The following is a 26347-nucleotide window of genomic DNA, read 5'->3' as shown; positions in this document are numbered from 1 at the left end:
CTTCAATACCGTCACCGTCAGTATCTGGGAATGTGTATTGTGAATCTATTGTAGTAGCACTGTCAGGACATCCATCTAAATCAAGATATCTGTTGTAAGTTTCAGGTTCTAGTGGGCATGCATCTAAATTATCAGAAATGCCATCTCTATCAGAATCTTTTACACTCATCGAATCATCAGGACAGCCATCAGTATCATCAATACCATTGAATGTTTCTGGTTGAGTAGGACATGAATCCATAAAATCAGGATAACCGTCACCGTCAGAATCATAAATGCCTTGAGGAGTTACAGGAGATAAATCTGGACAACCGTCTGTATCTTGAAATCTATTGTAAGTCTCTTTTACGGTAGGGCAATTATCTATATGATCTTCAATGCCATCATAATCGGCATCATACCATGGAACAAAATCAGCTGGACAACCGTCAATATTGTTACCATATTGTGGATCATAGTCCTCTAAAAGATGAGGACATTGATCAAGATTATTTGGAACCCCGTCACCGTCAGAATCTATTGCCTCATTAGCAAATACACTGTTTGGCATCATGCCAATTGTTGATGTTAGTAAAAGTAAAAATCCTAAAAGATATTGTTTTTTCATTTCTAGATACTCCTAAAGGTCAGGACATCCATCAGTATCTCTGTCACCGTCATAATCCTCAGGCTCTAGAGGACACATGTCATTTTCATTGATAATATTATCTAAATCAGCATCGTGTTTGTATCTTGATTGTTCTGGTGCAATGTCGGGACAACCGTCATGATCATTGTACTTGTTCCAAGATTCTTTTTCATTTGGACATAAATCGATATCATCGTTTATGCCATCTTCATCATTATCAATTGTCATATTTCCAGTTGGAAGAGTGTCAGGGCAACCGTCATAGTCAACATACTTGTTCCAAACCTCATCTTGTTGTGGACACATATCCATTACATCTGGAACACCATCACCGTCAGTATCTGGTTGAGTATTATCACTATCAGGGCAACCGTCATCATCCTGGAAGCCATTGTAAGTTTCAGCTACCAAAGGACAGTCATCATAAACATCATTGATGCCATCATTGTCTGAATCAACTACAAATGATTTAGAAACAGAATCAGGACAACCGTCGTCATCTTGGAATTTATTGTAAGTTTCTTTAGCAGTTGGACATGCATCAATTCCATCTGGAATTCCATCCATATCTCTATCATTCTTTAAAATGTAATTATCTGGGCAACCGTCTCTATCTAAAATACCATTGAAAGTTTCTGGTTGGTTTGGACAGTGATCATCATAATCATTGATACCGTCACCATCAGTATCTGGAATACCCTTGTTATCTGCTACATTGTCAGGGCAACCGTCCAAGTCTTGGAATTTATTATAAGTTTCAGGAACTAATGGACATTTATCCAAATCATCTGGAATTCCATCATAATCAGTATCTAAACTAGTAATATAGTCAGGATAGTCTGGACAACCGTCTTCATCCTGGAAGCCATTGTATCGTTCTCTAACAAGAGGGCATTGATCTACGGAATCTAGTATACCGTCTTGATCAGAATCTGTCTCAGTTGGATTATCAGGACAACCGTCTTGATCTTGATAACGATTCCATGTTTCAGAAGTTGAAGGACATTGATCTAATGTATCTCTAATTCCATCACCGTCAGAATCTAACACAGCAACATCAGGACAACCGTCTTGATCAAGATAGCCATTTACAGTTTCCGCAGATAATGGGCACTTGTCATTCAAGTCAGTAATTCCATCACCGTCATAATCTTGTCCAAATAATCCAGATACGGTATCTGGACAACCGTCATAATCATTAATTCCATTGTAAGTTTCTTTAGCAGTTGGGCATTGATCTAAATTATCTGGAACTCCATCCAAGTCTCTGTCTGCTGAAGAATTAGTGTCAGGACAACCGTCTCTGTCAAATACACCATTGAAAGTTTCTGGTTGGTTTGGACATAGATCAGAATAATCATTAATTCCATCACCGTCAGTATCTGGAATGCCTTTAGCAGAGCTTACAAAGTCAGGACAGCCATCCAAGTCTTGAAATCTATTGTAAGTTTCTTTTACTTGAGGACATTGATCAATACTGTTAGGAATTCCATCAAGGTCAGAATCAACATCACTTGAATATGGAGGAACGTCAGGACAACCGTCTTCATCTTGGAAGCCATTGTATCTTTCAGGATCTAATGGACATGCATCATCTATATCCATAATTCTATCACCGTCTGCGTCATTTAGTGTTCCATCAAATAATGGCATCGAGTCTGGACAACCGTCATAATCTGCAAATCTATTGAAAGTTTCTGGTTGGTTTGGACAAATATCAAATTGATCAGCTATTCCATCACCATCTTTATCACTAAATGAAGTATCTAATGCAACATCTGGACAACCGTCTGTATCTCTATAACCATTATACACTTCAGGTTCTTTTGGACATAAATCAATTTTATCTTGCAAGCCATCATTATCAGTATCAATAAAACTAGAGTCATTAACAGAATCTGGACAACCGTCTGTATCTTGGAATTTATTGTAAGTTTCAGCACTTAGTGGACATTTGTCTAAATAATCTGGAACGCCGTCTCTATCTCTATCACCAGAACCATAAGAATCAGGACAACCGTCTCTATCATCAATTCCATTGAAAGTTTCTGGTTGGTTTGGACAATTATCAACTAGATCAATAATACCATCACCATCAGAATCAGGTGCTCCTCCAGATCCACTTCCAGGAAGTGTGTCAGGACAACCGTCTTCGTCTTGGAATTTGTTATAACGTTCTTTTAGATTTGGACATTGATCAATATGATCCTCTATCCCATCATAGTCTTCATCATACCATGGAACAAAATTTGATGGACATCCATCTATAGTACCTTCAAAATCTTCTCGTAAATTTGGACATTGATCAATTGAATCATCAACACCGTCTTTATCCAAGTCATCAGCAGCAAAAACGGGATTAATTGGCATGCTAGTCAAAGTAGCCACAAGTAAGAATAGGAATGATATAGAGTGTATTTTTTTCAAGGCCTAAAAATACGTCGAGGATCCAGTTATTAAACCTCACTCTGAAATTAACTAAAAATATCAATAGTTTTGAGAAAAATTTCCATGTTGGACAAAAATCTCGATCAATTTAAGTAAACCAAAACACGATCTGAACTAATGAGTTGCTCTGGAGAAACAGTTGAAGAAGAAGAGCAATTACTTCAGATCAAACCGATAATATCTGCGCAATTAAAAAAAGCAAAGTATGGAGTAGCAGATCATTCAACTGTCGGACTTTGTCATTGGACAAAAAAATCATTCAAGCATGAAGGCAGTTGTTACAAGCACAAGTTTTATGGAATTTCAACTCACAGATGCATGGAATTTTCTCCCGCTGGCATGTATTGTGAAAACAGATGCGTGTATTGTTGGAGACCGATGGAATTTTATGATTCAATGCAAATGAAACCAGAACAAGTTGCAGAGCCTGAACAAATTTTAACTAAATTAATGGCTGAACGAAAAAAATTGATCAATGGATTTTACGGTGATTCAAGAAATGATAAACAAAGATTGGATGAATCATTATTGCCTGCCCATTATGCCATTTCACTTTCTGGAGAACCTACAATGTATCCCAAACTTCCAGAACTAATTAAATATCTAAAATCATTTGAAGCGACAAAATCAATTTTTCTTGTAACAAACGGACAAGAGCCGGACATGATTCAAAAGTTACAAGATGAAGATGCATTGCCGACGCAATTGTACCTGTCAACAAATGCTGCAGACTATGAATCATTCATGAGAATAAACAAGCCAAAATATTATGATTCATGGGAAAGATGGAACAGAACACTCAGCATGTTAAAAGATTTGGATACCAGAACAGTGTTACGGATTACTTTGATTAGAGATTACAATGATCAGAAAGAATCAATTCCAGCATTTGCAGAAATGTTTAGAAAAGCAAGTCCACATTTCATTGAAATTAAATCATATATGCACATTGGACGCTCAACTAATAGATTAGAATATGCAAACATGTTAGAAATGGAAGAAGTAAAAAAATTCAGTGAAGAAATTGCAAAACAAAGTAAAATATTTTCAATAATGGATGAAAGTATTGTTTCAAGAATCTCAGTACTGCAAAATAATGAACGATTTATAGATCGTTTTATTCCAACTTACGCAAATACCATTTAGAAAATTTTTTCAGTGCTTTGTATCTATGAGACAATTCATTTTTGTCATTCATTTCAGCAAATGTCTTTACTGAATTATTTGGAATGAAAATAGGATCATATCCCCAACCTTTTCCTTTTTGAGTTTTAGATATTTTTCCATTTAATTTTCCTTCAAATGACTGCAAAATTGTTTTGTCACAATAAGTGATAATTGAAACAAATTTTGCTTTTCTTTTATTTTTTAATAGATCAAGAATTCCCCTATTCCCAATTGTTTTGAAAACATATGATGAATACGGACCAGGAAATCCATCAATCGAATCTATGAATAGTCCATCATCTTCAACTATTACAGGTTTTTTGAATTTAGAAAATGCATCTCTAGCTTTTGTCATTGCAATAGCATCAAGTGAGTTTGATTGAATTTCTTCCAAATTAGATTTTAGAAATCCAAGATTAATTCCTAAAGAATTCAAGATTATCTTTGCTTCTTGATATTTATGATTATTAGAAGATACAAAAAAAAGATCAAACGACTTGCGCATATCTTCCACGACTTTCTATTTCTGAGACTAGTTTAGTTATTTTGACATAGTAAGAATGACCAACTATTGATTTATACCCGCTTAGAAAATTTTTCCATGAAGATAACATAATTTTGGCATGAGCACTGTTGAGGATCTCTTTAATGAGCCTCAAATCAACAGCGTGATCTTCAGGTTTAATTGATATTTGAGATAATCCAAAATCAATTACAAATAAAGTATTTTGAAACAAAATAAAATTTGAGGTTGTTAAATCACCATGCATTACTCCGTTCTTATGTAAAGTGCCAACCAGCTTTCCAATATCCTTTGATAGTTTGATAATTTTTGATTCAGATAAATCATGTACAGGTTTGCCAGGAATTTCTTGCATGATAATTGATGTTTTATCTAAATTTACAAAGTAAACAAGAGGAGTTGGAATTCCAAATGATTTCACAAGAGATAGCATTTGTGATTCTTTAATTGTTCTTTGTTTACGAATTTTTGAATCCAATAAAGAATTTCTATATGTTTTAATTTTTCTGATTTTTAGTATTGCGTTTGAATTTTGCCAATTAGTTTGATAAAGATCTGCTTCAGCACCTTTTTTGACTAATTTCATTAGCATTATATCCAGAGGAATTCAATAAAAATTAATCATGGATAAAGGAGAGAAAAGAATCAAACAAGAAGATTGTAGTGAAGACAATCTAGGTGCAGGAATTTTAACATTGACAAATAGGAGATTGGCGTTTGATAAAACTAATGCAAGGATAATGGACTTTTCTAAACATTTTGGAGATACTGTTTTAGATATTTCATTAGATAAAATAACAAAAACATGGAAAGAGGGTTTATTTATGAAAAAAGTATGTTTTACAGCAAAAACAGATGATGGCGAACAAACTTTCAAGTTTGGAGTTTTCAATACTAAAAGTTGGGTTAAAATTATTGAACAGACTATTAGTGAAAACAAAAATCAATAGTCTACTTTAACAGAATCTAATCTCCAAGATTGCGTAACAAAAGTATCTTTTAATTTCACACCAGATTTTATTTGAGATTCCAGTAAACCTGTCCAGCAAATTTGACTTCCACAATCTCCTGCATACTGTAATGGAACAACAAAAAATTTACAGCCGTGTCTTTTGCTAACATCTTTTAGCATTGCAGATAATCGTTTGTTAGCTGCAACCCCTCCAACAATCATTAATTCTTTTTTTCTTGTAAATGATAAAGCACGTTCTACTGCCTCACTGATCATAGCAAATGCTGTTTCTTGAAGTGAGTAGCAAGCATCTATCTTGCTTTTTGTTGCAACGGATTTTGTTGCAGATAATAATCCAGAGAAAGACACATCGTTGCCTTTTACAGAATACGGTAAAGAAACATAGTTTGAAGATGTAGAAGCTAACTCTTCAATATTTTTTCCACATGGGGATGCAAATCCAATTGAACGTCCAAATTGATCCAGTAATTGGCCCAGAGTAATATCCAATGTCTCTCCAAAGACTCTCCATTGTTTATTTAAAAATGCCAAAAGCATAGTATGTCCTCCAGAGACTAAAAGGACCAGAGGGTTAGTTGCACCAGTTAGTAATTTTCCTAATTCAATATGTCCAATTGCATGGTTTACTGGATATATTGGAATTTTATAGTAAGAGGAAAGAGATCTGGCAACTATGGCACCCACACGTAAGCACGGACCCAAACCAGGTCCAGCCGCATATGAAACAATATCTAAATCCTTAACGGTTACATTTGCTTCTTGAAGACACTCAGAAAGTACCAGAGAGCTATTCTCAATATGATGACGAGATGCTTCACGGGGATGAATTCCTTCTCCTTCTGCAGGACGGTAAATTTTTCTAATATCTGAAAGAATTTTTCCTTTCTTTCCACGTTTTTCAATTATTGCACAAGAAAACGTATGAGCTGTACTTTCAATTCCTAAACCCAACATATTATCCACGACTTAATGTAGAAACGATTTTGATTACATCGCCATTTTTGAGTTTTTGATCTCCACTAATCCTTTGCTTTGTTTTGCAATCTATTGCATGCAAGAATCCCTTTGCAATATCAGCATGAATCAATCCTGCCAAATCTCTAGCAGTGGAATCTTGTGGAACTAATTTTGTATCAGGTAAAATAACGCCATCTTTGTTAGTAAGTTTTGTCTCATCTTCTACGGGGTATACAACGATAAATTTCAGCAAATCGAAAACTGCAGTGTTTAGAATTTTTTGAATACCAGTTGAATGGATCTTTGAGAAAACAGTATTTACCAAATCAAGTGCTTTTTGTTGGGGTAATGGAATTTCTTTCCCTTCAACAGCGGTAAATTCCTCATCGCCTGAAGAATAATTCACAATTCCGGCTTTTGATGCTTTTCGTAAAAGTAATTCAGTTTCCGCACTACATGGAATTACATTGTCGGAAATTTTCTTAATTACATCAAGGTCTTTGCAAAGATCTGCCTTGTTTGCTGCAATAATCATGGGTTTTGTACTTTTTCTTAATTCTTTGGCAAAAGTTTCAATATCATTTTCACCCCATTCTTTCGGATTTTTAGCCGTAAAACCTAATTTTTGAAGAATTTCTTGAACTTGGAAATCTTTAATTCCTAATCCAGAAAATCTTTTTGCAATACCATCAGTTAGTTTTGCTCGCTTTTGGTCTATTTCTCTGGAGATTTTATCCCATTCTCTTTTTAGAATATCTGCAAACCATTGATCAAATTCATCTTGTACAAAAGCTACATCTTCTAATGGATCATGGGTTCCAACTGGAACAGATTGTCCTTGGATGTCTGTTGTTCCTGCAATATCGACAACATGAATCAAAACTTCAGCTTGTCGTGCATCATCAAGAAACTGGTTTCCCAATCCTTTACCTTCATGTGCGCCAGGAACTAATCCTGCAACATCAATGAGTTTTACAGGAATAAAACGTGTGCCATTTACACACAATTCATTTTCATGTTTGATTTCAAAATGTTTGCAAGCACAGTCTGCTTTGACATAGGCTACCCCCACATTGGGTTCGATTGTTGTAAAAGGAAAATTTCCTGTTGCAACTGGTGTTTCAGTTGCAGCTGAGAAGAAGGTAGATTTACCAACATTTGCTTTTCCCAGTAAACCAATTTGCAATACTCTCAAAAATCTAATTCTACTTATTAGTATTGCAGAAATCGTTTAATCTAGTCAATCATGATTTCATATCATGTCCATTGTAATTACAGGTAATCCAGGTGTTGGAAAACACACGATTACACAACAAATTGCCAATAGAATGAAGCTGTCAATAATAGACATTAACGAAATTGCAAAAGACTCTGGACTTTTTGAAAAAAATGGAGATACAAACGACATAGATGTTGGAAGATTGGAAAAAATACTTGAACAAAAAGTTTCTGAAAATAATGTAGTTGTAGGACATTTAGCCCCGTATGTTTTAAAAAAAAGTCAAGTTAGTATAATGATAGTCTTAAGAAGAAGCCCCTATGATTTAATTCCAGTTTATAAAGATAGGAAGTATTCTGATAAAAAAACTAGAGACAACACAGGTAGTGAAATTCTAGGAATCATAGCAAATGATGCAATTGGTAAATTTCAAGAAAAAACATTTCAGATTAACGTCAGTGGGAAAACAGTTGCAGAAATGCTTGAGAAAATTATGAGTGTAATTATGAATAAAAAGGGAAATGAGGAAGTGGATTGGCTTGAATTAGTGACAAAAAATAATGATTTGGGAAAGTTTTTTGTTGATTGATTAAATAACGCCTTTAAATTTGTGTAATTACTTGTTTGAAATCTCAAAAACTGATTTAGCTGGCAGAATTGGAACACTTTATACAAATCATGGAAAAATTGAGACTCCAGCATATGTTCCCGTTATTCATCCCGTCAAACAAACAATCCCATCTAAAAAAATTCGAGAAATGGGTTTTGATTTAGTAATTACTAATGCATACATTACAAGAAACAATTATGGCGATGATGCTGTTGAGAAAGGAATTCACAAGATAATTAATTTTGATGGAGGAATCATGACAGATTCTGGAGGATATCAAGTTCTTGAATATGGGGATGTTGATGTATCACCACCAGATATGGCAAATTTTGAAAAAGGGATTTTAACTGATTTTGCTATTCCGTTGGACAAACCAACAGGATACGGAATGCCAATTAAAAAAGCGGAAGAATATGTAAAACACACTCTAAAAGTTTCAAAAGAAACTCTTGATGGAAGGGCAGATAATGGTCAAATTTGGATTGGGCCAATTCAAGGAGGAGAGCACTTTGATTTGGTTGCAAAATCTACAAGGAGTTTGGTAGATATGGGATTTCAAATGCTTGCATTAGGAAGTCCAGTTGAATTTATGGAGTCATATGAATACAGATTATTAGCACAGATGATAGTGGCTGCAAAAAAACAGATGCCGCATTCAATTCCACTACATCTTTTTGGTGCAGGACATCCTCTCACAATACCATTTGCAATAGCATTAGGCTGCGATACATTTGATTCAGCATCATACATGCTGTATGCAAAACAACTAAGATACATCACTGACGATGGCACACGATATTTATCAGATATTACGGTATTTCCATGTAATTGTGAGATATGTTCAAAATATACTCCTGATGAATTTCGCCAATTAGAGCCAACTGAAAAGATCAATCAATTAGCAATTCATAATTTGTATGCAATTAAGCTAGAAGTTGACAAGGTAAAACAAGCAATACATGAAGGGAGACTGTGGGAATATGTAATTAAAAAAGCAAGGGCTCATCCAAAATTATTTGAAATGATTGAGGTTATGACTGAAAACTATGAATTTCTTGGTTTGGGTACTCCAAAATTTAAGGAAAAAGCTATTTTCTTATTTGGCAAAGAGGATCAGTACAGACCAGAAGTTGTATCATTTCACAAAATAGTTAGGAAATTCAAATCAAAGAAAAAGAGATTAATCATCACTAAAGAATCAAGTTCAAAACCAGGATATCTTTCTCACCAGTATGTCGGATTAAAAAGGAAAATCAAAGGTTTTGATTCGTTCCAAGTATGCCAATATAATCCAATATTGGGGTTAATACCAATTGAAATTTCAGACATTTTTCCAGCTGCACATCATGAAACTGCTAGAATAGATTTTGAACCAAATGAATTCCCAGAATTTGAAAAAACATGGAATGATTTCTTTGTCAACAATAAATTTTTAGAAATGCATTATGATAAAGAAGATGCATTCCTAAAGCATTTTGTAAAAAGTTTACCAAAAGAGATCAAGAGAAAATCTTTTGGTAATTAAAAATAAGAAAAAAGAATGTGCTAAAAGATGCTGCTTATAGAGCGGCGTCTTCAGCCCAACCTTTGATGAAGATACCGTTTTTGTGAAGAGGTACTGGTTGTCCAGCTGTGTAATTCATTGGTCTCATCCAAAAGATTGATTTTGTTGGGCATACACCGATGCATGCACCATCAGAAATACATCTTTCTGGGTAGAAAACAAATGCTTTACCTCTCTTCCAACCTTCAACAGGTTTGACTCTAAGGACATCAGGACCAAGAGTTGTACAGATTTCTACACATAGTGCACATCCGATACATCTTTGTTCATCAATGTCTGGAAGTATTGCTATTGGCATTACAAAGTTTAGATTGCTTGGTACCTATTTAAACCATGATTGAAATTCATAACCCTGTTATGAAAATGATCGAGTCAAAACATATGCGCAGAATCTAGATTGAGAAATTTAAAAAACAAAAAGACAACGTGTGTGCACGTTTATTTTCTCATTGCATCTATTTGGCCTGAGGTAACCCAGTCAAGTAGTTCTGCTGAAGAAGGATTAAGGTCTGCTTTCTGATTCATAAGATTGTTTACCCAAATCCAGTTGAGTTGGTTTAAGAGTGGTTTGTTTGCTTCATCACCAGCACGTGTCTTTGCGACTACGGCTTGGTCTTGCTGTGCTAACCAATCTGCGAAACTTCTTCCCATGAGGATCGAATCTTAGCTTACACTAATTAAAGCTTTTGTAGATTCCACGACAGGCATAATGATCGGATCTTCCCTGAGAAGGTTTTAACGTAGATGAAAAGTGAATTTAATTCTTGGATGTTAAAGTTTTAGGGGCTGCAAATGAAGTAGGCAGATCAGGATTTTTAGTTAATTGTAATGGGACAAAATTATTACTTGATTATGGAGTAATGTTTGGAAGAAGAGGGTCCCCACCACAGTATCCCTTACATGTAAAACCTAAAGATTTAGACGCAATCATCATTACTCATGCCCATTTAGATCATTCAGGCAATGTCCCATCGCTTTTTGTTAGTGGAAATACAGATGTTTATGCCACACCACCAACGTTTGATCTTTCAAAATTACTAATCAATGACATGTTAAAAATTGAAAAAAACGCACACCCATTTGATTTGCCTGAATTAAACAATATGATGAAAAATGCCAAAGAGATCGGATTCAAACAAAAAGTAACCAAAGGAAATGCAACTTTTGAATTCAGAGAGTCAGGACATGTGATTGGAGGAAGTACAGTACTAGTGGAATCAGAAGGAAAACGATTATTCTATACAGGTGATATCAAAACACACGGTTCTCGAATGCTTCGAGAGATGGATTTGGACATAGGAGAAATTGATATGCTGATTACTGAGAGTACTTATGCAAAAACAGAACAAAAGCCAAGAAAAGAATCAGAAACTGAATTAATAGAATTTGCAAATGAAGTTATGGATAGAAAAGGAATATTATTTATTCCATCATTTTCAGTTGAACGATCTCAAGAGATTGCTTGTATTTTACGAAGTGCAAATTTTAAACATAAAATCATAATGGACGGAATGGCACTAAAAGTAAATGAAATAATGTTCAAACATCCAGAATATCTAAGAGATCCCAAAGTCTTTTCTGAAGCAATCAAAAGTGCGACTGCAATAACAGATCATGCCGAAAGAAAACGTGCAATGGGAGAACCCTGTGTTGTAATTTCACCAGCTGGAATGCTAGTTGGAGGAAATGCAGTGTATTATTTACAGGAATTATCTTTTGATAGTAAAAATGGAATTGCACTAGTGTCGTATCAAGGAGAAGGCACACCAGGTAAAAAATTGCTAGATACAGGAATGGTTTCAACCAGAGGCAAAGATCTCAGTGTGAAAGCAGAGGTTAAGCAATTTCAATTTTCAGGACATGCAGACAAGAAGGAATTATTTGACATGATTTCAAAAATAAAGGGAAATCCAAAGGTGTGGACAGTGCATGGAGATTCTGAATCATGTGAGTTGTTTGCTCGAGAAATCCATGAAAAATTTGGTTTTGAAACACATGCACCTGCAGTTAATGATGAAATAACTGTCTGAGATGCAAAATAATTGTACAATAAATGTTGAAAATTCAATCAATAGCGGTCAAGTATTTCTTTGGAGAAAAAATAACGATATATGGTATGGGGTTAACGGACAAGACATTTTAAAAATATCAAAATCAGGAACGATCAAATCGTATCAAAATGTAAAGACAGATTTTTTTCGAAAAAGAGACAATATTGAAAAAATAATCAAGTCTATTTCAAAAGACAGTGTCACCAAAAAAGCTGTAAAACAATATTTGGGATTAAGAATTCTCGAGCAAGATCCCTTTCAATGTCTAATTTCATTTATCATATCATCAAACTCTAACATTCAAAAAATCAAAAATAGTTTAGAAAAAATAACAAAAAAATTCGGAGACAAAGTTGAGTTTGAAAATCAAGAGTTTTTTTTATTTCCAAATCCAGAAAAACTTGCAAAGGCATCAATAAATGAAATAAAAAATTGTGGCGTAGGTTATCGTGCAAAGTTCATCAAGGATGCAGCAAATGCGGCAGTTTTAAAAAAAATTGATTTTGAATGTTTGAAGAAAGCCAATTATCAAGATGCAAAAAATGAGATTCTCCTCATTCCGGGAATAGGAAACAAAGTTGCAGATTGTATTTTGTTATTTTCGTTAAACAAGTTGGAATCTTTTCCTTTAGATAGATGGATGATTAGAATTTTAGAAAAATATTATTCAGACAAATTCCAAATAGAGACTAAAACTATTACTGAAAAACAATACGGGATTCTCCATGAAAAAACTGTAAACCATTTTGGTCCATATGCAGGGTATGCACAGCAATTTCTTTTCAAAATGGAAAGAGAGAATTACCAAAAAAAGTGGCTGTAAACCCTTAAAATGGCAATTAATTTTTAGGTTTTTGGGCCTATGGCGCAGCATGGATAGCGTGTTGGACTTCTAATCCAAAAGTCAAGGGATCGAAGCCCTTTGGGCCCACTTAACAAAACTATTATTCCAACTTGGAAACAATGGTTTGTGAAAGATTTAGAATTTGAATTAAATTCAACAGATATTCATCCAGATTCTGAAATCAAAGGAGTAGTCACTGTTTCTTATCCAGGAAGATATGACGGAGTAGTCATAAATACAACAATTTTGGATTCAAATGAACACATAATTTACAAATCATATAATGGAAAAAAAATATCTCAGAATGTTTCAAGATTGTTTATCAACAAAGATGTAATGCCTGAGGATAAAGCAGAATTTACTGCAATAATTAATTTTCAACCAGATAAAGAATATGAAGTAAAATTTAGAGTATCAATTATTGAGCAGCATAAAGAAATTGAAAGTAAAATAATTTTTGCAAAATATTCTAACTAGAATCTACTTAATTCTACACTGATAGTTCCTTCCATCCATGGATGAGGTGTGCAGTGATAAGGAACATCTTGGGGTTCAGTAAATAGAAATTCATAAGTCTCACCAGGTTTCATCACACCAGGTGAACCAAATTCGCCACTGTAACTATCCTCACTTCTGTGATCAGGGGTTACAGTGTGAGCAGTGTCGTCATTATTTTGCCAAATTACTTTATTGTTAATAGTTAACGTCACAGTTGGTTTGTTTGGTACATAGTTTGGATTTCCTTCAACTACTGCACCAGGAACAATTTCAATGATAAAATCTTCTTCTGGATTTAGAATGTGTTCAGATACTGAAGGTTTTGCCAAAGATTCAGGAAGATAAAATGATGTGTAAAATACTACAGATGCAGACATCCCAATAATTAATGCAATCATTCCAATACCATATGCATGACTGGATGTAGGCATACTCATAATTTTTTCACTCCATCAAGATCAGCAGAACCAACATTTGAATTGTTGTTTGTGCCAACTCCCAAATCTGCCTGAGTCTTTGGTACTGGAATTTCAGGTGCCAGCTCTTTTGGATCTGGTCTTACATCAGATGTTGTTTCATCTTCTGGTAGTTTGTTTTGTTCAACAGGAACCTCAGGTTCTGCCAATTTTGGTTTCTCGTCCATTGCAGGTACAGGTGCGGGTGGAGGTGCATTCTTTTGCTGACTCATTGCATACCGGTACACATGGAAGAATGCAGCAAACACTAGTAAGATAATTCCAACAAAGAACAATGAAACGTTCTTCATTCCTGTCAAAGCCGCATTGTAAGCTGCAATGTTTAGGAACACTTGGAATGCCAAAAGTGCAACTAGTAACCAATTGATCCATTTTTCAGAAAGATTGATCGTGGCTACTTTTTGAGGGCCATTGCTTTTTGCAAGTTTTGATTTTCTTTCTGCCTCATTTGCTAGTTTGATCATCATGTAAGTAAATCCAAATCCTAATGGTACCAACAATATCATTGTAGAATAGAAGAATATTGGATCAATAACCAAACGTTCCACTAATGGAAGTTTTGTGTCAGGTGAGATATAGAAACCCCAGTATGTTGTAACCATGATTTGTGCAAGGCTGGTTATACCAAATGCAGTGATGATCGGCCTATCTCTCCATGAGAATTTCTTGTATCTATCGATAAATGGAATTAATACGAACGATATAATGAACAGCAAAGGCCACAGCAGTCCAGTAACAAATTTGTCATATTGAGTCCTCATAAACGCATAGATTCCTGTAAGATACCATTCAGGAACTGTGACACCTGGCGGTACCGTGGGTTCAAACTTGAATCCCATATCAATTGGGAATACGCCACCAGTTATCAGAATAGCACCACCGATTGCCATAACCATTGGTACGTCAAAGACCAAGAACCTTGGGAAGTGTACTGCCATCAATCCAAGCATTACAATTGGCAACAAGAACACATGTTGTGCATAGAATCTCAATACAAAGTCCGAGAAACCGCTTCCTAACGCTGCATCACGAATCGTCGGCCCCACCACAGGAATAGATGTAGTTAGTGACGCCGCAATACTAATTGCAAGTTCTGCTCTTTCACTGAAAATAACATCATACCCTGTAAATGCTTCAAGAATTGTGACAGTTCCAAGAATGACACCAGTCATCCATAAAACTTCATTTCTAATTTTGTATCTTCCACTAAAGTATTGATAATACATGTGAAGAACTGCAAGAAGTACCATAGCGTTAGAACCGTGATAGTGAATGTTTCTAATGTGAAAACCAAACGGAACATCATCGTTAATGAATTGGACACTGTCCCATGCGCGGTCAAGAATTGGTTGATAGTAAAACATGAGTAAAGCTCCTGACACACCAAGAATAATGAATACAATGAATGTGAGCATTCCCAAAAATCCAAACGGACTAACAAATCTTGCAGGGAAGGAGAATTTAATTGCAGTAAAGATAGTTCTGTCTACTCCGTCCCAAAGCCAGTAAAGGAGTGCTACAACTCCTGTTCTTCTCTCAAGCGAAACGGCCATATCCAATTACTCCATTTTCATTTGCATTAAACTTTGGTGGCATGATAAAGATCAACCCATCTGAATCAATATCCAATGTTAGTTTCGGTAAAGTGTTTGATGGCGCAGCTTGTACTGATGCAGGACCAACAAATGCGGTTCCAGTCATTGGATCATACATACTTCCATGACAAGGACATTCGCCTCTTTTTCTGCCTTCATCTGGCCAATATTTCCATAAACACCAAAGATGTAAACAAATCATACTATAAGCTCGTAATGCATCAGTATCTTTTTTCCCTCCACCTAATTCTTCAGGAAGTCTGATGAATTGCCATTTACGAAAAGCTTCTGCATCAAGTGCAGCATCACCTGTTGAAGGATATGTAATCACTTCAGCATGATTGACTGGAAAAGTGTTGATATTAGCTTGAGTGCCATCAGGTAAAATTACTGGAACTCTTTCAAGTGATGCCTGATTTGGATTTGGCATGTAATTACCAAATGGGACAAATGGAGCAAATGCTAATCCAGTGCCTGCGGCACCCATTAATTTTAGAAAGTCTCTTCGGGATAATCCGCCAGACTTTTTTGTCCCCAGTTCTGACATTCAGCTCTCGTTCTCGCCAAATTGCTTATAAACCTTGTTCAATTAATTAGGAGGTTTTTGTCTAATGACAAAAATGAAAACTAATCCGATCGCAATTCCAATGACTATTCCCACCATAATTCCAACACTAAATGAAAAATCAGAATCAATATTACTTTGATCATGAATTTCTGTTTTTGTTAAAATTTTAGAAACGTTTTCAGATCTTGTAGGTATCGGTTTGATTTCAATATCAACTAATTCAAACGAATCAATCATTTCAGGGGAAATATTTGTAAATTTAGCTGCTAGTGTGATTGGTTCAGTGGTTGAAGAACCACCAAATAATGTAGAGTGTGTTAAAAGCGTGTATGTCCCAGTTTGATTAATTGGAACATAAAGGACAGTCGAAGTATCATCTTTGTTTTTTACAGGGAAAAAACCACCGCCTTGACTAAAGATTGAACTTCCCAACCAATCAAGTGATGCCCACCCCAGAAAATGACCAAATACACCTGAAGGCATATTGGTTTGTATTATTTCTCCAGAAGGATCCATTACAAACACAGACAGATTAGTATTATTACTAATCCATGAAAGTTCAATTGCTGCAGTGTTGATAGATTCGTTTTGAATATCAAAATAATATTGACGCCAATCACCAGCCATGTATCGATTGACCATATCAAATGCGCCTTTTGTATATCCATTTCCATAAAGGATATCATCACTTTGTTTTCCTTTGATCAAAATTGTAGAATCATTTTCACTTACAGGTTGTTTAATCACAAAAGATACAGGGGCATTTACAATATGTTTATCACTTTCAAAAGTTAGAAATCCTTGATATACACCTGTTTGGAAATCACTTGGAGTTATCAATGTCATATCAACAGTTGCCAAACTTTGAGGAGGAACAGAGAGTGTCTCAAATTCAGACCATATGACAGGCCACTTTTCTTTTTCATAATAACTGGCAGAAATTGTATAATCCATGGATGTTGAATTTTGTTTAGTGTCACCTAACCAGTAAGAGTATCTTGTAGGTACAGGATAAACTCCAACTAGAGGTACTCCTTCAAACTTTTCATTAGGTTCTGAAATTCTTAATTCCTGAACTGTTCCCCAAGAACCTGCCCTGTTCACCATAGATAATTCATCACTAGTAATTTTTGTGTCATTGTTGTTGTCAATCCAATCATAAAGATACAGAGAAGCAATTTTTAGATCATCAGCATAAACATCAGAAGTATTGTTCATAAAATCATGAAATTGATAATTTACATTTAATATCATTAGTGATGATTCATCAGGGATTGGATCATCGTCATTAAAAAATGTCTTTAGTTCACTTGGATTTCCAAGCTGAGATAATTTAACATAGTTTGGAATAAAAGTGCCAGTATTGTTCAGTATGGAATCTTGTTGTTGTACAATTGTTGTCCCATTGAATTGTGTTTTTGATATTAAGGACAAAGTTTGAGGTTTAACATTAATTGTTAAGGTATCATTAGTTGGATTGTCAATTGTGAATGCAGTGGTGCTTCTATCCCCTGGAAGTAGCTGTCCTGCAAACCAACTAGTCATTGGAAATGAATGCGATGAAAGTTGGAATTTATCAAATCCTATCGATGTTGAATTGATTTTTTCAATTGCAGGCTCAAGCATTTTTTTGACATTATCATAAGATCCATCGTTATGTACAATGAAAACTCCATTTTGGCCATTAACGTAATCCAAAGCCGATTCAATGTTTACCAATCCAGATCCTTGGGCAAAAGGATCATTATACAGATCAGTTGCAGTAGACATTAGAATATTTTTTATTAAAAATGAATCATAGTCTTTGGATTGTTTTTTCATCTCTTCAATTAGAATTGCCGCACTACCAGATACGATAGGGGCAGCCATGCTAGTTCCGCCAAATAATGAAAAGGATTCATCTTTAGAATCTTTATGAATTTTTAAAACATTTGAGGGTACAAATCCATGAGCTCCAATGCTCATCACATCGGGTTTTGGATCACCTATTGAACTAGGGCCACGACTAGAAAAATCCACTACGTTGTTAGAATGATCAGTTGTATTTCCAAATCTAGGTTGATCTTTGAAGGGACCATATCCAACAAAGACATTGTTTGTTGTAGCGCCAACTGATATTCCAAATGGGGATGCGTTAGGTAATCCGATTGTTCCATAACCATGACCAGAATTTCCAGCACTGGAAATTATTGTGACACCGGGATAATCGTCATCTAAAGAATTAGGAGTTGCAAGTACACTAAGAATTAATGACAAAATATCCATTCCAGGCGATGTGTTAAAAGATGGGAAATTTGACACGCCCCAACTGTTAGAAATAATATCAACTTTGGGTTGACCTGAAAATTTCCAAGAATGATCTTTGTTTTCAAATCCTGCAGACCACAACCAACCATAAACAGTGTCACCGAACCATAATGCCTTTACTGGAATGATTTTTGCATCAGGAGCTACACCAGTGATCGAATATTTTTTTGAGTTATTGTAAATATCATAAGTTTCTTGACCACGTGAAGTAATAGATGCTGCACTAGAAGTGCCATGTCCCATAAAATCAGTCATTAGACCAAAAAATTGACCACTTGAATCCAAAGAAGGTAAAAGAGTTCCATTAATTGCCTTTAGGGTATCATCAATGTCAGTAGAATTGTTTTTGATTGCTCCATAAACATCTAAAACTTGCGCTCCAATTGTTCCTGCACTGTAATCATTTTTTCCATCATTGTTTGAATCATATACAAGAAATTCTTTTCCACTACCTAGCACTATTGGTTTCTCATCAGTAAAATCAAAATCATAGTCTGGCAATTTACCGGATTTTAAATCATATCTAGTGTAATCTTCCCACGAGGTACTTAGATCAGGAATTATAGTATCATATACGCCAGGAGTAAATGAATCAACTACTAAAACAGGTACAACCTGTATTTGAGGAAATGCCCCACTTAATGCCCCTTGATATATTACACCAAGATGGTAAATTCCACTTTTTGATTTAATATAATTACGATTATCCTCTCCAATTTTCATATCAGTTGTAAGAGTTCCGTTAAAGATTACTGATGATCCCATTTGTGGAAAAAATGAATTATAAATTGGTATAATACTTCCTTTTCCCCCTTGAGATATATCAAGAAACACCCCATCACGTGAAACATAAGCTGAAGATGTCATGTGTGAAGGAATTGGCTTGCTGTAATTTCTAATAATTTCATTTTCATCAACATATGCAAAAAAAGTGGCATTTGTTAATACGATTCCTTGACCGTCTGGATCAAGCATAATTGGATGATTGATTTTGTCTCTAGCAAGAGAGTGTTGTATGTCAGGATTTGAAAAATCAACGCCTGTATCTACAATTGCAATTACAGTGCCATTACCAGTTGAATCATATTTTATTTTAGCTAAATTAGAACCAGTAATTTCACCAATTCTGGAGGCGTCTTGAATTGAATCATCAGGTGAATGAAAATCCAATTTAAAATCTTCAACAACATGATAACCCTGTGAAATCAAATTTGATGCAGAACTTTCAGACATAATCGATACAGAAAAAAAACCACTGTCGGATTGAACTCCATAAATTGAATTTAATTTTGAAAAATTATTTTTTTGTAATTCTGTACCAAAAATCAAATATCTTTTAAAATCATTTTCAGTGTAAAAATCAGGATCAATTTTTATAATATCTGAATTCAAAGTAAAATCATTTTCAGATTTCTTTTCAGGGATTAAATCTGCAGGAAAAAATGCATGTGAATTTGAAACCATAGGAGAAAATAACAATACACAAAAGAAAATAGCCGCCTTGGGCATCGATTAATTTTCCATTCTTATGTTATTATAACTATCTTCTTCGGGCAAGAATTGCAACTTGTAATGCTACAATCAGTCCAATTGATGCAATTATTGGCAGTAACAATGCATTTAGTTGCGCTGAAGATTCACTGATTGATTTTGCAGAAAGTGCAAAGGTTCCAATATTTTCATCAATTTGAGTACTTGCATATTTTACTGTAGTATCAAATCCGGTAATTTCAGATTTTAGTATTGTGAGTTCATTTGATGTTTCATCTAGAATGGAATTTAGTGTTATAATTTGATCAGAAATTCCTCCAAGATCTTGACTTAGAACATTCGTAGCTGCTGAACCATGAGATGTAGTGCCCTGACTAAATGCAACTACATGAAACACATGTGTTCCTTCCTCTATTGGAGTATAATCGACATAATACAATCCCTGATGCAGGGTTTTGAATGAATTTGAAAGAGTTATTGAAATTCCAGATGGAAGATGAACGTGTGTGGTTCCCAGTAATTTAGATGGTTCATTTCCAATCAAAAGACCATCACTGGTAGTTTGAACAAATACTCTGATCGGATGACCAATTGCTGCAGTTTCTGGAGCAAAAACCAGAGTATTTACAAATCTTTCAATAGTTACATCAAGTAATTCTGTTGAAGATGAAAATTTAACATCAATCTTTTGTGAAGCGCCATTTTGTTCTGTGCTAATAACTTCTACAGTGTATGTACCATATGGAAAATCAGTTGAGGGTTCAGGCCAAGTTAATAATGAATAATTAAAGGAACCATCAGGATTAGTGGTTATTTGATCAAATTTTGCAATGGATTCATCAGGAGCAAAAACTCTAATAATTAAATTTTCTTTAGGTAAACCTTTTCCATAAACTTGTAAATTGTGTTCAGGGGCGTAAACTTTGCTATTTGTAAACAATTCTAATTGCTCTGAATAAGAATTTGGTATGTTAAGAAATAACAAAACAGCAAAGAAAGAAAATAAAATTTTAATTTTCAATTCAATTGATTGTCAATCTTCTCCTAGATATTACTTGTGAAAAAATTGTGCATAACTTTCGTTAAGAGGTATTCAAAAAAAAGAAAAAAAGGAAAATTAGAACTAGTTATCTTACTTATTGTACAGTTACGGTTGTACTGACTGGTGGTGATAATGCCGTTGGATTATCTACTGATTCCCATACAAATGCAGTTGCTGTGTAAGTTCCTGCTTGTGTTGGAATCCATGATAATGCCGGGCTGAATGATTGACCAGCAGATAGTGAACCTGTAATCCATGCGAGTGATACTGTGACACCATTGCCATCCTGGATCTGTACCAAGTATGCGAATGCTTGCTCTCTATCCTGACCATTTGCTAAGTCAGCGCTGATTTGTACCTGTTGGTCAACGGAGACAGTATCTAAACTGTTACCGAATGCATCAACGGTTCTCAAGTTAGCAGCTGGTGCTCTCTCGAGAGGTGGTACTACAGTGCCGATTAGTGAAGTGGCAGTAATATCAAGTTCATCTGCAGTTGTGTACGGATCTGGTAATGTATTGTCCTCATATTCTGCGGTGACAGTGTCACCTTCTGCGACTCTGAGTCTGTGACCAGAAGATTCGTCAGTAACTGTAAAGAATACAGTACCCTCGAATATTCCAGTTGCCTCATTAGTCTCAGTTACAGTAAGGTCAATACCTCCGGCATCGGAGTCAGACCACACGTCGACATCGAAGTTGTCGACTGATTCTGGATCTAAGTTCATGTCTGGATCAATTACTCTTACAACACCTGTTCCGCTAGCTGGATAGCTTGCTTCAAGCCACTGAACTTCACCAATATTCCATCTGATAAGTGATGAACCGACTACAGTTTCATCCTCTGAGAATTCAAAGGAGACAGTAAGTCCGTCATCGTCATCGGTTTGGAGGTATCCATCTGTTGGGCCGGAGCCATCAGCAGATGTTCTTGGATTAGTATCATCACCTGTGATACCATCAGCATCGTGAGCAAATCCTGTTAGGATTACTTCACCTGTGAAGATACCTGTATCAGTACCAGTTTCGACGAGTTTATAGTTGTCAATATTGAATCCTCTGGTTGAGACCTTTATTGGGTCTTTATCAGTATCTCCAATTTCGTCAACTAAGTTGCCGTCAAAGTTGTGATCTGGTGCGACAATGGTAATGTATACTTTATCAGTCCATGTGTAAACTTTTTGGTCAAGCTCTACAGTTGCGCCAAAGTTTGAAGTGAAGATTGTCAAGTTGACATCTTCGTCTTCGTTACCTACAAAGTCAGCTCCTGATGGACCCCAATCTGTATACTCGAGGATAATTTCTTCTCCTCTTTCTAAGTTATCACCATCTAATTCTTGAGGAATCTCGATGACTATCTGGAAGATACCAGTAGAGTCACCTGTTTCTCTAAAGTTAAGTGGTTCTGGGTCAAATGCGGCTCCTTGGCCGTCAGCGTCACCCATGGTGACGGTTGCGGCATCAGAGTCCCATTCAATCAAGTCCAAGTCATATGTCTCAGCCTGGTCATTGTCCAAATCTAAGTCTGGTTCAATGAGGGTCAAGATCATATCGGATCCGATAATGTAAACTGATTTGTCAGATTGAATTACACCGTTTCTTAGGTCAAAAGTAGCAGAGTCTGTTACAGTATTGACATCACCTGAAGCATCGGCCGGATCAGTGTATTCTACTTGGAGAATATCTCCTTGTAAAATACAATAATTAGTACCGCTTGCTGGGGTTGCGTCAAATCTGCTAGTTACTGCATTATTACCATTATTAGCGTCGCCGTTAATTGGGATAAAGTTGTCAGTAACTGGACATGTGCTGCTTGCTGGACCGTCAGTATATCTTATTACGATATCAGTCTCAAATATTCCTGCATCTGGTGCGATTTCATTCATTGGACCGAATTGTCTGGCTGCTTTGGCGTTGTTATTAGCAACGTCAATTGGACCATTCAATTTAGCATCACCACCTGCATAACCTAGGACTACTTGTGAAGCGCCTCTGATAACAGAGACCTTTACAGGTCCTACTTTAGTACTGGTTGTGTTTTGATTAATGAAGTCTTCACCACTTGCGGAAGTATCAAAGTCTGGATCGTTGACTCTAACGTGGATAGTCAAGCCACCTTTCTCTAAGAATTCACCAGATTGTAGACCTGCAGATGACCTAGTGGTACCTGCTGTATCCATTCCTGATTGATGTATTGGGAATAGAGATCTAGATGCTGGAGTAGTCTTATCGTTGGTGTCATATCTAGCCGGAGTACCAAATGGTACCGGATAGACTGTTCTATCTAGACTTACTGAACCTGTGTTTGCACGCACTCCTGCGGCATCACCTACTTCAATGACTTCACCAGAAGCATCTCTAAAGTCAACATAGTTGACTTCAATATCGAGACCGGTTACAGATTCAGATGTTGTTGCACCTGATCTACACCATGCTGTTGGGATTTGGAAGTCACCAATAAAGATACCAGTTTCAGGTCCGGTTTCAATTAATGTGAAACCAGTTGCACCTAAACCAGCATCAATACCTGAAGCTAGGCTACAAGTATTCTTGGCTGTCCAAAGTTGGTCATCAAATGTGACATCCAATAGTCTACCTAGTTGGTCGCCATTAGAGAGAGCAATGGATGTACCATTGTTTAATGCTGTAACAGTGCTTACTGCACCACTTCCAACAACATCCCTGTTTGGATCACCAGTATTGAGAACTACTGTATAGATATCAATAAGATCAGAGTCTACGTTAAGGTCTAAGTCTTCGAGTGTAATTGTAACTGTGTCAGCATTCTTGTAACTACTTGCGTCAAATGATACGACACCTGAGTGACTTGGAGCTTCTTCTTGATCAGCAACTTGTGTTGTAACACCATCTGCACCTAAGTCGTTATAGTTGACTCTTGGTGAATCTTCATCTGTGAGATCTTCAATTACAATGAAAGTTGGATCATTGGCAATTGGAGATAATGAGGTGTATGTGCTAACATCACGAATGTTTAACTGATTAATCATGGTGTATTCCAAGCTACCTGCAAAGGTACTTGTATTATCACCTGTTTCTTCGGCTTCAATTCTGATTATTTGGTTAGCAACTCTTTCGTCTGCTTCCAAACCATCATTGTAGAAACCAAATGAGAAGAAGTCTAGAACAATTGGATCAGCACTTGATGTACTTGATACGTTTTGAATATTATTCAAAGATGTACCAGTTTCATAGATAAGTGCGCCAACTACTCTGCTGTCACTAAAGTCTTCGTCGAAAATTGCATTGTTGATAGCCGTGGTATTCAAACTGACCAAACCTGTTTGTGCACTTAATCCACTTGCAAGCAATACTTTACCAACGGTAGCGTCAATGCTACCATTGGTTTCAATAATGTTTGTAGTTGCGTTGAGTAAGTATACAGAGTATACACCAGTTGAGTTAAAGCTTCTGACGTCCATGTTAAGGAAGTTAAATCCTTCTAGACGTTCAGTTGCAGTACTGTTGGTGTTACCAAGAGTACTTCTTAAGTCACCTAATGTGGTTTGGAAGTCTATGACAATAGCATTAGCACCATTTGCAACAGTGTTACTTGCTTGAACTCTTCCTATTTTGGAGAAAGAATCTACAGCCAAAGTAATTGGTGCAGTGATGTTTGTGTTATTGACGGTGATACCAAGTGATGGTACAGCTGTAACATTGGCATAAATTACCTTTGTAGAGTTGCTGCCTTCACCTAATGTGAATGGATCGCCAGTTACTAATGATGGAATCAATGTAACGTTTGGATCATTCAAATCAAGATCTTCATCTGCTCTGCTGTTTTTGTTTGCATCACTGTCAACGAGGACTACAGGAATCTCTTCACCAGAGTTCCATTCGTCATCAGTTGGTTGGATATCAATTGTTGCAAATCCGAATCCTACAAGTACTGTTGTTGGTGTTTCATTGTAATCAATAGTTGCAGAGGTTCCCCTTGCTGCATTGCTAGTGACTTTTAGTACTGATACATCTGATTCATCATATGTACCAAATACACCACTGTTTGGACCTTGTTCTGTTATTGTTACAGGTACTGATCCTGTTCCTAAGTTAGCTGTTGCAATTGCTACACCAAATGCGGTTGCATTGTTGGCAGTAGCAGTTGTATTTAGCTGATTTAAGACACTATCAGCATTGTCCTGTATGGTAAGAACATTGTTGGCTGCACCTTGGGTGTTTGGATTAACAATCATATTACAGTTATCCTCACACATGAGGCTACTGATTTTTGATTTAATGTTAATTGCTGCACCGCCGGTTTGACCGTTTTCATTGAATACTTGGTAGTAAGGGCCATGGCTTGTTGCGTTGGCTGAGTTAGTACCAAATGTCCAAGAGTCTTCATCAGTTGGGTCAATGTTTAACCATAGATCTGTAATCGTTGCATGGATCTGTGATCTTTGAGGATACACGGATCTATCTAAACTTGCACTGGCAAATTGATCAACAGAATCAAAGGTTAGTGTTACTGATTGAGCACCACCACCTTTGTTGTACTGTACGACAACGTTACCAGTTGGGTTTAGAGTATACAGTTGAATGACAGGCCATACAGCATCATCAAGACCAATTTGTCCGACTGCTCCAGATATTGAAGCGCCGGCGTTTAGGGTTTTGAATTCTCTAACAACATTGTTACTGTTAGTACCATCAGCAGTATTTACTGTGATATTTGTACAGTCAGGGAATGTTTGGCCTGCACCAGTACCATCGGCACCGTTGGTTAGACCGTCTTCAGGTAGTGCAACACCGTTTGTATCAGTGAATGTTACAGTAGAGTTTGTACCACCTAAGTTAGAAGTGAAGCTTGCATCACAAAATTCACCAAAGTCTAAACCAGAACCATTAGTGGCACCAGTTGTAGAATCGGCAATTGCTGCCATGTCTTTATCAGCAAAGTAACCATACCAGTTACCGTCTACAGCTTGAGCCATTCTCAGGATCTTGCCGTTTACTGTAACGTCTGGTTCACCTTTTGCTTGATCTGTATCATTGATATCAGAATCTATGACAACGACCTCAATTACTTGAGGTCCTGACATGTAGTTATCAAACTGTGAGTTTTCTGCGGAAACAAATAGGTTAGCGTTGGCTGCATGTGCCATTGGTGTCATTCCTGGGAATGCAACGGTCATACCGCCTGCTAACATAATTGTCATTAATGTAAGACTAGTTATTTTACGTCCTATTTCGTTATTCATGTTATTGGCTATTTTCACTAAAATTTGTATATAAGACTAATGGACGAATTGTCCACAATTGAATCATTTTTTGTAATTTTTCTATTAAATTTATAAAATTAATAAATATTCTAGATCATTTTACCATTATAATCATATTTTAACTCATAAAATATTGATTGATCC

At 36.0% G+C, this 26347-nt stretch carries 21 protein-coding genes and 1 tRNA gene; 8 read left to right on the top strand and 14 right to left on the bottom strand.

Going from position 1 to position 26347, the window contains the following annotated elements; translation table 11 throughout:
* Both ACW9XH_RS09000 and ACW9XH_RS08995 read right to left on the bottom strand, forming a co-directional pair.
* Nucleotides 1-607, bottom strand: a 607-nt coding sequence (locus tag ACW9XH_RS09000) for a thrombospondin type 3 repeat-containing protein (RefSeq protein WP_457760323.1), incomplete at its 3' end; no start/stop codon positions are given.
* A 12-nt stretch (nt 608-619) separates the two neighbouring features.
* Nucleotides 620-2998, bottom strand: a complete 2379-nt coding sequence (locus tag ACW9XH_RS08995; RefSeq protein ID WP_457760322.1) for a thrombospondin type 3 repeat-containing protein — start codon at nt 2996-2998, stop codon at nt 620-622.
* A 195-nt stretch (nt 2999-3193) separates the two neighbouring features.
* Between ACW9XH_RS08995 and twy1 the strand changes: the two genes are divergently transcribed.
* Nucleotides 3194-4222, top strand: a complete 1029-nt coding sequence (twy1, locus tag ACW9XH_RS08990; protein ID WP_457760321.1) for a 4-demethylwyosine synthase TYW1 — start codon at nt 3194-3196, stop codon at nt 4220-4222.
* Here the strand turns inward: twy1 and rdgB are convergent.
* Together rdgB and ACW9XH_RS08980 are read right to left on the bottom strand one after the other, a co-directional pair.
* Entirely contained in the window at nt 4194-4748 is a 555-nt protein-coding gene (gene rdgB / locus ACW9XH_RS08985) for an RdgB/HAM1 family non-canonical purine NTP pyrophosphatase (protein WP_457760327.1), read from the bottom strand. The genes twy1 and rdgB overlap by 29 nt on opposite strands.
* On the bottom strand, nt 4732-5352 hold the full coding sequence (locus ACW9XH_RS08980; protein ID WP_457760320.1) for a KEOPS complex kinase/ATPase Bud32: 621 nt from the start codon (nt 5350-5352) through the stop codon (nt 4732-4734). Before ACW9XH_RS08980 ends, rdgB begins: the two co-directional genes overlap by 17 nt.
* A 37-nt stretch (nt 5353-5389) precedes the next feature.
* On the opposite strand from ACW9XH_RS08980, the gene ACW9XH_RS08975 reads away from it, so the two are divergent.
* The gene (locus ACW9XH_RS08975) at nt 5390-5716 is read left to right on the top strand and encodes a hypothetical protein (RefSeq protein ID WP_457760319.1); all 327 of its coding nucleotides are present in this window, start codon (nt 5390-5392) and stop codon (nt 5714-5716) included.
* Here ACW9XH_RS08975 and kae1 read toward each other — a convergent pair.
* Both kae1 and ACW9XH_RS08965 read right to left on the bottom strand, forming a co-directional pair.
* Nucleotides 5710-6693, bottom strand: coding sequence for a KEOPS complex N(6)-L-threonylcarbamoyladenine synthase Kae1 (gene kae1, locus ACW9XH_RS08970; RefSeq protein WP_457760318.1), 984 nt, complete (start codon nt 6691-6693; stop codon nt 5710-5712). The genes ACW9XH_RS08975 and kae1 overlap by 7 nt on opposite strands.
* 1 nt (nt 6694) lies before the next feature.
* Complete coding sequence (locus ACW9XH_RS08965; protein WP_457760317.1) at nt 6695-7882, bottom strand: redox-regulated ATPase YchF; 1188 nt, start codon at nt 7880-7882, stop codon at nt 6695-6697.
* 73 nt (nt 7883-7955) lie between these two features.
* On the opposite strand from ACW9XH_RS08965, the gene ACW9XH_RS08960 reads away from it, so the two are divergent.
* Both ACW9XH_RS08960 and tgtA read left to right on the top strand, forming a co-directional pair.
* Nucleotides 7956-8504, top strand: a complete 549-nt coding sequence (locus ACW9XH_RS08960) for an adenylate kinase family protein (RefSeq protein WP_457760316.1) — start codon at nt 7956-7958, stop codon at nt 8502-8504.
* A 31-nt stretch (nt 8505-8535) separates the two neighbouring features.
* Nucleotides 8536-10050, top strand: a complete 1515-nt coding sequence (gene tgtA / locus ACW9XH_RS08955) for a tRNA guanosine(15) transglycosylase TgtA (protein ID WP_457760315.1) — start codon at nt 8536-8538, stop codon at nt 10048-10050.
* Nucleotides 10051-10084: 34 nt separating this feature from the next.
* Here tgtA and ACW9XH_RS08950 read toward each other — a convergent pair whose 3' ends face one another.
* Both ACW9XH_RS08950 and ACW9XH_RS08945 read right to left on the bottom strand, forming a co-directional pair.
* Entirely contained in the window at nt 10085-10387 is a 303-nt protein-coding gene (locus ACW9XH_RS08950) for an ATP-binding protein (protein ID WP_007403030.1), read from the bottom strand.
* A gap of 140 nt (nt 10388-10527) precedes the next feature.
* Nucleotides 10528-10740, bottom strand: coding sequence for a hypothetical protein (locus tag ACW9XH_RS08945; RefSeq protein WP_457760314.1), 213 nt, complete (start codon nt 10738-10740; stop codon nt 10528-10530).
* 113 nt (nt 10741-10853) lie between these two features.
* Here ACW9XH_RS08945 and ACW9XH_RS08940 point away from each other — a divergent pair, with 113 nt between their 5' ends.
* The 4 genes from ACW9XH_RS08940 (at nt 10854) to ACW9XH_RS08925 (ending at nt 13461) form a co-directional block, all read left to right on the top strand.
* Nucleotides 10854-12119, top strand: coding sequence for an MBL fold metallo-hydrolase (locus ACW9XH_RS08940; RefSeq protein ID WP_457760313.1), 1266 nt, complete (start codon nt 10854-10856; stop codon nt 12117-12119).
* Nucleotide 12120: 1 nt separating this feature from the next.
* Entirely contained in the window at nt 12121-12963 is an 843-nt protein-coding gene (locus tag ACW9XH_RS08935; RefSeq protein WP_457760312.1) for a DNA-3-methyladenine glycosylase 2, read from the top strand.
* A 33-nt stretch (nt 12964-12996) separates the two neighbouring features.
* A tRNA-Arg gene (locus ACW9XH_RS08930) sits at nt 12997-13071 on the top strand.
* A gap of 39 nt (nt 13072-13110) precedes the next feature.
* Nucleotides 13111-13461, top strand: coding sequence for a hypothetical protein (locus tag ACW9XH_RS08925; RefSeq protein WP_457760326.1), 351 nt, complete (start codon nt 13111-13113; stop codon nt 13459-13461).
* Here ACW9XH_RS08925 and ACW9XH_RS08920 read toward each other — a convergent pair.
* The 6 genes from ACW9XH_RS08920 to ACW9XH_RS08895 form a co-directional block, all read right to left on the bottom strand.
* A complete protein-coding gene (locus tag ACW9XH_RS08920; protein WP_457760311.1) occupies nt 13458-13919 on the bottom strand; it encodes a cupredoxin domain-containing protein in 462 nt (153 codons plus the stop codon). The genes ACW9XH_RS08925 and ACW9XH_RS08920 overlap by 4 nt on opposite strands.
* The gene (locus ACW9XH_RS08915) at nt 13916-15511 is read right to left on the bottom strand and encodes a cytochrome b (RefSeq protein WP_457760310.1); all 1596 of its coding nucleotides are present in this window, start codon (nt 15509-15511) and stop codon (nt 13916-13918) included. The genes ACW9XH_RS08920 and ACW9XH_RS08915 overlap by 4 nt, the downstream gene beginning before the upstream one ends.
* Nucleotides 15495-16100 (bottom strand): twin-arginine translocation signal domain-containing protein, encoded by a 606-nt coding sequence (locus ACW9XH_RS08910; protein ID WP_457760309.1) that lies wholly within the window; start codon nt 16098-16100, stop codon nt 15495-15497. Before ACW9XH_RS08910 ends, ACW9XH_RS08915 begins: the two co-directional genes overlap by 17 nt.
* 42 nt (nt 16101-16142) lie before the next feature.
* Nucleotides 16143-19937 carry a S8 family serine peptidase gene (locus tag ACW9XH_RS08905; RefSeq protein ID WP_457760308.1) on the bottom strand — a complete coding sequence of 1265 codons (3795 nt, stop codon included), beginning with the start codon at nt 19935-19937 and terminating at the stop codon, nt 16143-16145.
* 31 nt (nt 19938-19968) lie between these two features.
* Nucleotides 19969-20940 carry a methyl-accepting chemotaxis protein gene (locus ACW9XH_RS08900; RefSeq protein WP_457760307.1) on the bottom strand — a complete coding sequence of 324 codons (972 nt, stop codon included), beginning with the start codon at nt 20938-20940 and terminating at the stop codon, nt 19969-19971.
* A gap of 115 nt (nt 20941-21055) precedes the next feature.
* Nucleotides 21056-26182, bottom strand: coding sequence for a beta strand repeat-containing protein (locus ACW9XH_RS08895; RefSeq protein WP_457760306.1), 5127 nt, complete (start codon nt 26180-26182; stop codon nt 21056-21058).
* Between the last annotated feature and the right edge of the window lie 165 nt (nt 26183-26347).

It is taken from the genome of Candidatus Nitrosopumilus sp. bin_32a (genome assembly GCF_054095935.1).
Note: the sequence above shows the minus strand (reverse complement) of the source record. Positions and strands in the feature narration are given on the sequence as shown.

Coding starts and splice junctions, on each gene's coding strand:
- ACW9XH_RS08950 (WP_007403030.1), bottom strand. CDS start 10,387: ATGCCAATAGCAATACTTCCAGACATTGATGAACAAAGATGTATCGGA.
- ACW9XH_RS08945 (WP_457760314.1), bottom strand. CDS start 10,740: ATGGGAAGAAGTTTCGCAGATTGGTTAGCACAGCAAGACCAAGCCGTA.
- kae1 (WP_457760318.1), bottom strand. CDS start 6,693: ATGTTGGGTTTAGGAATTGAAAGTACAGCTCATACGTTTTCTTGTGCA.
- ACW9XH_RS08980 (WP_457760320.1), bottom strand. CDS start 5,352: ATGAAATTAGTCAAAAAAGGTGCTGAAGCAGATCTTTATCAAACTAAT.
- ACW9XH_RS08905 (WP_457760308.1), bottom strand. CDS start 19,937: ATGCCCAAGGCGGCTATTTTCTTTTGTGTATTGTTATTTTCTCCTATG.
- ACW9XH_RS08915 (WP_457760310.1), bottom strand. CDS start 15,511: ATGGCCGTTTCGCTTGAGAGAAGAACAGGAGTTGTAGCACTCCTTTAC.
- ACW9XH_RS08995 (WP_457760322.1), bottom strand. CDS start 2,998: ATGCCAATTAATCCCGTTTTTGCTGCTGATGACTTGGATAAAGACGGT.
- rdgB (WP_457760327.1), bottom strand. CDS start 4,748: ATGCGCAAGTCGTTTGATCTTTTTTTTGTATCTTCTAATAATCATAAA.
- ACW9XH_RS08935 (WP_457760312.1), top strand. CDS start 12,121: ATGCAAAATAATTGTACAATAAATGTTGAAAATTCAATCAATAGCGGT.
- twy1 (WP_457760321.1), top strand. CDS start 3,194: ATGAGTTGCTCTGGAGAAACAGTTGAAGAAGAAGAGCAATTACTTCAG.
- ACW9XH_RS08975 (WP_457760319.1), top strand. CDS start 5,390: ATGGATAAAGGAGAGAAAAGAATCAAACAAGAAGATTGTAGTGAAGAC.
- ACW9XH_RS08910 (WP_457760309.1), bottom strand. CDS start 16,100: ATGTCAGAACTGGGGACAAAAAAGTCTGGCGGATTATCCCGAAGAGAC.
- ACW9XH_RS08895 (WP_457760306.1), bottom strand. CDS start 26,182: ATGAATAACGAAATAGGACGTAAAATAACTAGTCTTACATTAATGACA.
- ACW9XH_RS08920 (WP_457760311.1), bottom strand. CDS start 13,919: ATGAGTATGCCTACATCCAGTCATGCATATGGTATTGGAATGATTGCA.
- ACW9XH_RS08960 (WP_457760316.1), top strand. CDS start 7,956: ATGTCCATTGTAATTACAGGTAATCCAGGTGTTGGAAAACACACGATT.